Genomic DNA, 2,291 nt, shown 5'->3' on the forward strand with positions numbered 1-2,291 from the left:
GACTGACTACGAGCAGGCAAGCGTCGCAGCGCAGTCGCGCCCGCAGATTGACTACGTAGGCTGGCCAGCTGAAGGGCTTGGCATCGTCATGGCCGAGCTGTACCTCCAGCACGATGCCCAACACCGGGCGGCCGTCGCACAACAGCACCACCAAGTCTGCACGATACTGAGCCGGCTTCCAAGGTTTCGTGCAGGGCAGACGGCATCGAGCGTGCGACAGTAGCATGCGGCGCCGCCGGGCCAGTAGCCCAGATCAACGTACCCTGGGGCACTGAGCCAAACACCACGATGAGCTCCGACACCTTGCGGGACCCGGCCGTCTTTTGACGGGCGCATGTGATGTAGATAATTGGGGCACACCAGTGGCCGTGTCTCACCGAATTGCGATCACCAGTGGAATTCCTCCCAAGAAAGGCACGAGCTCAAGGCCAGTTGGGAGTACGATGACTGCCCAGCAACGAGTGCGCTTTGCCGTTAGCACCCGTCATCCGGCCATTGCCGGGATCAGGCTGGTATCGAGGCATGCGAATGACCACCGTGCTTGACGCTAGGGGATAGAGCTCCGTGAGAAGTGCACTTGGTGCTTTTCTGGTGGCGGGCGTGGTGGCGGCCTTGGTGACGCCCATGATCCGGGCCTTTGCTCGGCGCCATGGGGCCGTCGAGCATCCGGGTGAGCGCGATGTCCATTCCGACGGAATCCCTCGTCTTGGTGGACTTGCTGTCGTTGCAGCGGTATTTTCCGCCTTGGCTGTCCTTTTCGTATTGCAGAGCACCGTCTCACAGCTGTTCTTTTCCGATCCGTTGCGCGTCGTCGGGCTGCTTGGAGGTGGAATGGCCGTGTGCCTGCTGGGGGTCGCGGACGATCTGCGCGGGGTCCGCGCCTGGCACAAGTTGTGGGTCCAAGTGGGGGCCGCCCTGCTTGCTTTCCTGTGCGGCTACCGGATCGAAGGAGTCAGCCTGCCGTGGCTGGGAACGCTGGAGATGGGGATCTTCGCGGCGCCGGTAACCGTTCTGTGGATCGTGGCCATCATCAACGCCCTGAACCTCATCGACGGGCTGGATGGCCTTGCCTCGGGTGTGGCCTTTTTCGTCTGCATCGCCAACTTCACGGTTGGCGTGATCCACGGTCATGCGCTCGTCATGCTCCTGTCGGCGGCGCTTGCGGGCGCTATCGCAGGCTTCCTCGTCTACAACTTCAATCCGGCGAGCATCTTCATGGGGGATTCGGGCAGCATGTTCTTGGGCTACGCCCTGGCCACCACCTCCATGCTCGGAAACGAGGTCAAGAGCTCGACCACGATCGCGATCCTGGTGCCCATCCTCGCGATGGGCTTGCCCATCATGGACACGCTCTTTTCGATGGTGCGCCGCTTTCTCGAACGGCGACCGATCTTCTCGCCGGATCGGGGTCACATCCACCACAGACTGCTCGACATGGGCCTCACCCAGCGTCGCGCGGTGATGATTCTCTATGGCGTCTGCGTCCTTTTCGCGGGCGCGGGGGTTGCCGTCTCCATTGGGCGCAGCTGGCAGGTAGGCGGTGCGCTGGTCGTGCTGTGCGTTGCTGTCGTTCTGCTCGTTCGCTTCGTCGGCTATTTCAAGTACCTGACCCTCAAGCGCAATCCAGGCGGCGGCGGACATTCGCGCGAGGCCCAGGCGCTGCGTGCGGCGGTCCCGCGCGCGCTAAGGGCGCTGGATCGGGTTTCCACCGTCGAGGAGCTGCGCGCGGTTCTGGCGGACTTTGCCGCTGCCGCCGGCCTTCAGGGACTGCGTCTTCGAAGCGGTGACGGCGGCGTTTGGGAGTGGAGCCAGCCGTCGCTCGCGCGCTCGCGCCAGCACGTGCTCGCGGTGGATTACGCGCTCGACGAATCCGCGCTCGACGAATCCGCGCCCGGACCAGCACAGGACCGCGGTACGCTGGGCTTTCAGTGGCGCAGCGAGGACTCCGTGGTGCCGGCGGCCGTGGATATCCTGTTGCAGCTGATCACCGACGCGTGCGCATCCGCGCTGGCACGTTGCACGGTGCCTGCACCGGTTCCTGTGGCGCATCGGCGTTCCACGGCGGATTTGGTCTAGGGGCAATATCGGCCGGTTCGCTCGATCCCTGTGATCGCCAGGGGAAGCCCTTAAGCCTCGCGGACCGGAGCCAGCCGCACTCCAGACCGGTTGACGTCCCCTACGAGCCGAAGACGTCGCTGGCGCCGGTTGCCCGCAAGGCGCGCTCGATCCAAGCGCTCAGCTGCTCGGTGTCGGTACAGGCAAGGATGCGTTCCCGCTGCTCGAGGGTGATC

The 2,291-nt window shown here is 64.3% G+C and carries 1 protein-coding gene; it reads left to right on the top strand.

Translation table 11 applies throughout. The annotated features are described in order from the left end of the window. Positions 1-564: 564 nt before the first annotated feature. Entirely contained in the window at positions 565-2,076 is a 1,512-nt protein-coding gene (locus MJD61_13745; GenBank protein MCG8556334.1) for an undecaprenyl/decaprenyl-phosphate alpha-N-acetylglucosaminyl 1-phosphate transferase, read from the top strand. Positions 2,077-2,291 lie beyond the last annotated feature (215 nt).

It is taken from the genome of Pseudomonadota bacterium (assembly GCA_022361155.1).
Classification (GTDB): Bacteria; Myxococcota_A; Polyangia; order Polyangiales; family JAKSBK01; genus JAKSBK01.